At 50.9% G+C, this 6,118-nt stretch carries 5 protein-coding genes; 2 read left to right on the top strand and 3 right to left on the bottom strand.

Annotation, left to right across the window (positions count from 1 at the left end):
• The first annotated feature begins 340 nt into the window (after positions 1-340).
• A complete protein-coding gene (locus IQ235_RS16100) occupies positions 341-2,035 on the top strand; it encodes a potassium channel family protein (protein WP_264322461.1) in 1,695 nt (564 codons plus the stop codon).
• Between the two features lie 264 nt (positions 2,036-2,299).
• A complete protein-coding gene (locus tag IQ235_RS16105; RefSeq protein ID WP_264322457.1) occupies positions 2,300-3,448 on the top strand; it encodes a transposase in 1,149 nt (382 codons plus the stop codon).
• A 68-nt stretch (positions 3,449-3,516) separates the two neighbouring features.
• On the opposite strand, the gene IQ235_RS16110 is transcribed toward IQ235_RS16105, so the two are convergent.
• The 3 genes from IQ235_RS16110 to IQ235_RS16120 form a co-directional block, all read right to left on the bottom strand.
• Complete coding sequence (locus tag IQ235_RS16110; protein WP_264322458.1) at positions 3,517-4,779, bottom strand: low temperature requirement protein A; 1,263 nt, start codon at positions 4,777-4,779, stop codon at positions 3,517-3,519.
• Entirely contained in the window at positions 4,686-5,348 is a 663-nt protein-coding gene (locus tag IQ235_RS16115; protein WP_264322459.1) for a GUN4 domain-containing protein, read from the bottom strand. The genes IQ235_RS16110 and IQ235_RS16115 overlap by 94 nt, the downstream gene beginning before the upstream one ends.
• Positions 5,349-5,435: 87 nt before the next feature.
• The gene (locus IQ235_RS16120; protein ID WP_264322460.1) at positions 5,436-5,846 is read right to left on the bottom strand and encodes a VOC family protein; all 411 of its coding nucleotides are present in this window, start codon (positions 5,844-5,846) and stop codon (positions 5,436-5,438) included.
• Positions 5,847-6,118: the final 272 nt, after the last annotated feature.

The following is a 6,118-nucleotide window of genomic DNA, read 5'->3' on the forward strand; positions in this document are numbered from 1 at the left end:
GTGAATACAGCCCATACCAGTCACCAATGCGCAATGAGGGATTACGTTTGGAGGGGGAGAGGGGAAGATTGGGAGAAAATCTATCTCTCAAAACTCAATTGACAGGTAGGGGTAGTGCCCCTGTGCCTACCCCGGCTCGATGGGGTAACCGCGCGCTTCAAATCCTGTCACATCCTACCGTCAAAAGTATTTTGAGCTACAGTAAGGGGTGCAACAATTACGCCACGATCTAACCAGACGTGGCGATCGCGCCAACGAACCGTTTTTCGCGAGAGTATCCCGTCACTCGCGTCACCATCGGGATGCACCGGTTCCTCAAATATTGATGACATCTAGAAGTATGAAACCCCGAATTATTGTCTGCGGCTTGGGTCGCACTGGGTATAAAATTTTTTCATTGTTACGACAGCAGGGAACGTTTGTCGTGGGGATCAGTAATCGAGCGTTACCCCACGAGACGGAAAATATCGTTGTGGGCGATGCCAGATCGAGCGCCACCTTAATTGCTTCGGGGATTCTGGACTCTCACACCCTGATACTGGCGAGTTCGGACGATTCTTTGAACCTGGCGATTTTAGTGCAAGCTCGTCTGCTCAACCCCAAAATTTACATCGTCAACCGCCTTTTCAATACCAGTTTGGGCGATCGGGTCGATCGCACTCTTGCGGCCCACGTCAGTCTGAGCGTCTCCGCTTTAGCCGCTCCCGTATTCGCCTTTGCCGCCCTCGGTTCCCAAGCTATCGGTCAACTGACCCTCTACCAACAAGTTTGGCCGATGCACGAAGAATACATCGATCGCAACCATCCCTGGAACGGTCTCTCGCTGCCGGAACTCTGGGACGATCTATCTCGAATGCTGATTTATTACCTACCCGCGAGAGGTAACACCGATCTAGTTTCTGCCGTCCTCGAAGGCAATCGCGTACAAGTGGGCGATCGTCTCATTGTCGCCACCAAACCCAGCATCCGGGTCAAAAAATCCCTACGGCAAAAGTTCACCAAACTGATGACTCGCTTGCGGCAACTGCGCGAGCAAACCCAGTCGGCAGTTCTCGTTGTCCTGACGCTACTCCTAACAATTTTTCTGGCCACTCTCACCTATACCGCCATCAATTCAGAAACCTCCTTCGTCGATGCCCTCTACTTTTCCGTGGGTATGATTACCGGTGCGGGGGGACAAGAAGAAGTTGCCGAAGAAGCCCCAGGGTTCATTAAAATTTTCACGGCGGCGATGATGCTCGTCGGCGCTGGCGTTATTGGTATTTGCTACGCCCTACTCAACGATCTGATCCTGGGAACTCGCTTCCGAAAGTTATGGAAAGCCGCCCCAATTCCCCCAAAACATCACTATATCGTCTGCGGATTAGGGGGGATTGGCGTCCAGACCGTCAAGCAACTTCAGCTCGATGGATGCGAAGTGGTCGCCATCGAGTGCGATCCCAACGGTCGATATTTAGGTCTGGCTCAATCTCTCAACGTTCCCGTCATTCAGGGGGATGCCAGCGTCCCCGAAATCCTGGCAGCAGCGAATATCCATACCTGCGAAGCGTTGGTGGCCGTCACCAGCAATGACATGACCAACCTCGAAATTGCCCTAACTGCAAAGGGTCTGGTTCCAAACTTGCGCGTCATCGTCCGCGATCGCGATCCCCAGTTTGCCCTCCGCGTCCAGCAAGTGTTCGAGTTCGACTCAGTTCTCTCCCCGATCGAGTTGGCGGCCCCGGCCTTTGCCGCAGCGGCTTTGGGGGGGAGAGTGTTTGGCAACGGCATGACAGCGGGGAGTCTGTGGATTGCCCTATCGATGAAAATTACCGCCGGGCACCCCTTTTGCGGCCAGCGCGTCAAAGAGGCAGCAATGCAAAGCGATTTCGTTCCTCTCTATCTCAAAACCCCCGGTCAAATTTTCCATGCGTGGGATTTACTCGAAGCGCGTCTGTGTGAAGGAGATATTCTCTATATGACCATTCCAGCCAATCGTTTGGAACAACTCTGGCGGGTTTCTCCAGCTCAATTTATCGACTTGACGAAGAAGTGAGGATGGAGAATGGGGCATAACATCAAGTTCGGTTAAACACTTATAATTCCTCGTGAGGCGAGCTGGGGGAGCTGGGGGAGCCTGACAGGTGTAGGTTTTTTACAAAGGAGTGAGTGTGGACTGACAATGGGGGGAAATAAGATGGTTCCGCGACTCGGTTGACAGGGCGCTCGCTCGAAGGGAAATTTGAGCCGAGTCAGAGCAATCGTTTATTCGTGTTCCCCGCGCGAGTGGTCACTCAACAATAGCCTTCGAGGAAGCCAAATGTTGAAAAATCAGCATCTCAAAGATTGGTCGTCGATAGTCTCCAAGCAAATGCCCCACCTGTCTTTGCCCCAAGCTATAGGACTCGCGACATGGAGCTTCGGTGTGGTGATGACTAAATCTAGCAGTTTAACCCGAGTCTCAAAATTCATCGCCGGGGTGAATGGGGAAAAAACCAATACCGTTCGACAGAGGTTAAAAGAATGGTATCAAGAAGCCAACGCTAAAAAAGGGCAGCATCGTCGTCATCTCGATGTAAGTAGTTGCTTTGCTCCATTACTGTTGTGGGTGATGAGTTTGCTACCGTCAAATGTAGAACGCATCGCTTTGGCGGTTGATGCCACCAGCATCGGTCAAAAGTTTACTGTACTTTCGATGAACGTGTTGCTAGCTGGGTGTGGCATTCCTGTGGCATGGACAATTGTCCATGCCACGGAACCCGGAAGTTGGAAACCCCACTGGCTTCAACTCATTCAACAGGTTCAAGGTGTGATTCCTCCTCACTTTGAGGTGATTGTGACCGCTGACCGAGGTTTGTATGCCGACTGGCTCTATGAATGTATTCAAAATGCAGGCTGGCATCCTTTTTTGCGTATCAACCACCAAGGCACTTATCGTCTTCGCGACCAAAACACATGGCGACCCCTGGCTAAGTTGGTCCATCACCCCGGACTCTCTTGGTCCGGTCTAGTGGTCTGCTTCAGGACTCGTCCTCTTCGTTGTACTCTTCTGGCTCGTTGGGAACCCGACTACAAAGACCCTTGGTTGGTTGTCACTGACCTTGACCCGACACAGGCAGATATTCTTTGGTACGGTCTACGTTCTTCGACCGAATGTGTTTACCGAGATCTCAAATCTGATGGCTGGCAATGGCATCGTACCCGTTTACTCGACCCTCAACGAGCCGAACGACTTTGGTTAGTTCTGGCTGTGGCGACTCTCTGGATGATTATTCTTGGGGGTCATGCCGAACACTCCGACTCTGTGACCTCCCCACAACTTCAATCGGGACGCTCCCTGTCTTGTTTTCTCCTCGGTTCGATTGCACTGATTGCCAATTTACTCAACAATTTGCCCATTCGCCTTTCTCCTTGGCGGCATTTTCCTCACACTCCCATGGACTCCTTTTTTGCCCACAACTCTTCCTAATTGTAAAAAAACTACACCTGTCAGTCTCCCCGTCCCCGGTCACTGAGCCTGTCGAAGTGCTCCCCCCCTCACACCTGTCCGGCAGGTAAAGGAATACCATCAAATCGATTGAGAGCAACAAACGCGATCGAAATCCAGCCAACGATCGCCAGAGGAGACAGCCAGACACCGACGGGAATCAGAAGAACCGTTAGAGCGGCCGTCGTCAATCGTGCTGCGATAACCTTCCCAGGCAAGGGATTCGGAGAGGCCCACTGCAAAGTCGTCACCCCCATCAGGAAGATCGCCGCACCGCCACAGAGAACGGTGCGAGCCTCGGTTCCAAAGCTATGACCGGCTGCGGCTTCGATCGCAAACTGAATCCCCACTCCGGTGGCAACAATGCCCATAAACGCGAAAATGTGGCTGTAGCCGTAGATATAAGACCGGAGCAAGTCCATTTTGCCCCCCCGCAATGCCTGGTTGATGACAGACTCATCGGCTCGCTCGAAATACATCCACCATAGGCTCACCGCAACCACAAAGCCACCGATCCCCGTCAGAATGCTACCCAACTGCCAGTCAGTTTCGGCCACGCCGGTTGCGACGGCAATGATGGCTTCTCCCAACACGATGATGACAAACAAACCGAACCGCTCGTCCATGTGGGAGTTTTGAGTGGGTACGCAGCGAATGGTTAGGTAGGTAATCGGGCCGTTGGAAATCTCAATGAGTAGGGCAACAGCCCACAGCCAAAAGCAAGTGGGTTCTGGCATGGCAATGGATATCAGCCACAGGAAAAAGGCAACGGAAAAGCTCAGAACGTATCGGGCGGTGAGTTCTCGCGACTGAGGAACGAACCGCCATGCTTGCACGTATAAAAAAATGATGACCAGCCGCAGCGTCGCGTACATGGTGGCAAACTCAGCAGCACCGCCATCCAGTGCGTCGGGAACCGTCAGGGCCATCACCACCAATCCAAACATGACCCCGAGCATCACTAGGCGATAGGGGCCGTTGTTGACATCAAACTGGTCGGCGTAGTAGCTAAAGTCGATCCACAGCCACCAAACGGGAACGAACAGGGCGGCAAATCCCGCGATGCCCGTCCAGCTCAAATCGCTGTGGAGTTGGTGGGCGAGTTCGGCGATCGCAAAGACGAATACCAAGTCGAAGAATAGCTCTAACCAAGTGGCATGACGATCGCGATCGTTTTCTCCCGCGATATATAGTCGGAGTAAGGGGGGTCTGGGGTGATTCATCCAGTCAGTTCGCACGCCATCAAGCGGGCGAGGAAATAGTTCGTCATTTTCGAGCCGTAGGGAGAATTCCACCACCGCGAGGGATGGCATCCTTCCGGAGCCGATAGGGAGTAGTCTAACTCGCTACATTTGAGCCATTTCCCGTTGACTCGCCACCCCGCTTTGTCCCCCCATTTCTCCACGAGCGCTCGATCTTGTCGGATGGTTGAGGTTAAATCTCCACCGATACTTTGATAGAGTTCGAGTTGAGTTAGGAAACCAAAGCGACCGTCGCTATACTCGCGCCACAGTCGATCGATAGTCTTGAGGGCATTACAGGGAAACTGCTCGATTTCGCTGGGGGTTAGATTTTCTAGCTCGGATTCTCCGGAAATATCCAAAATTAAATGAATGGTTTCGTAGTCGGCATCAGACCACTCGCCAGAAGCGAGATGATTTTGTAGTTTTCTGTATCGATAAAGATCGGGAATTAGAAGTAAGTTTTTCTCGATTCGATCGAGACGATCGCCAATATCAGTGGAGGAATCTGAGGGGGTGGAGTCTTTCTCGAGCTGCGATTCGATCGCCGATAAGCGAGTATTGAATTGTTTGAGTAAGTTTTGAATGTCGGTCAGTTGAGAACCGATAATGTCTTGGGAATCTTCTTGAGAGTTTTCCATCTTTTTACCTAGAATAAACTAGCTATTTAAATTCATACAACGGTGAATTTGTCAACCCACGTCGCAGTTTGATTCCACTCGAGCGCTTCAACCATTTATCGTATCGAGTAAAAGCTGCTGCAACTCGATGAGATTGCCATCGGGGTCGCGAAAACATGCAGAAATAAAACCCCGATCGGGAAAATCCCATGGCTGATTGACTAATGTTATACCGTTCGATTGTAAATGAGCGATCGCTTCTTCTAAATTCGCGACTTGAAAGCTCAGGGCAATACCGGCATAATGGCGATCGTAAGTGAGGGTTTCTTTTTGTCCGACAAACTCTTTTAAGTTTTTCCGATCGAATAGCGTTATCCGAGTGTCTCCCGTTGTCAGTTCGACATATCGATCGTTATCGTCTACAAACGCAATTTCAAAGCCCAAAACTTGACTGTAAAATTGTTTGCACGCTTCGTAGTCGGCAACGTTGAGGCGGGTATAAGTGTATTCAAATTTCATAGGATTAATGAAGGCAACGAAAGCTCGATTTTATCAAATTCTGTTCTCTTGTCGATCGCAATTTTGAGGGAGCCGCAATGGATAATTTATATCAAGTTCGGATAATTCGTGACAAAAAGAGCGCAATTGCTGAATTTTTTCTCTAACTCTCTCCCCATGCCCCCAATGCTCACCCGAACTGAAATTGTAAGTCTTTAACCGAACTTGATATTATTCACAAGCATTCAGTATTTAGCCGTCAGTACGATCGATCGTTGTCGGGTGGGTCGTTT

Source organism: Zarconia navalis LEGE 11467 (assembly GCF_015207075.1).
Lineage (GTDB): Bacteria > Cyanobacteriota > Cyanobacteriia > Cyanobacteriales > Geitlerinemataceae > Zarconia > Zarconia navalis.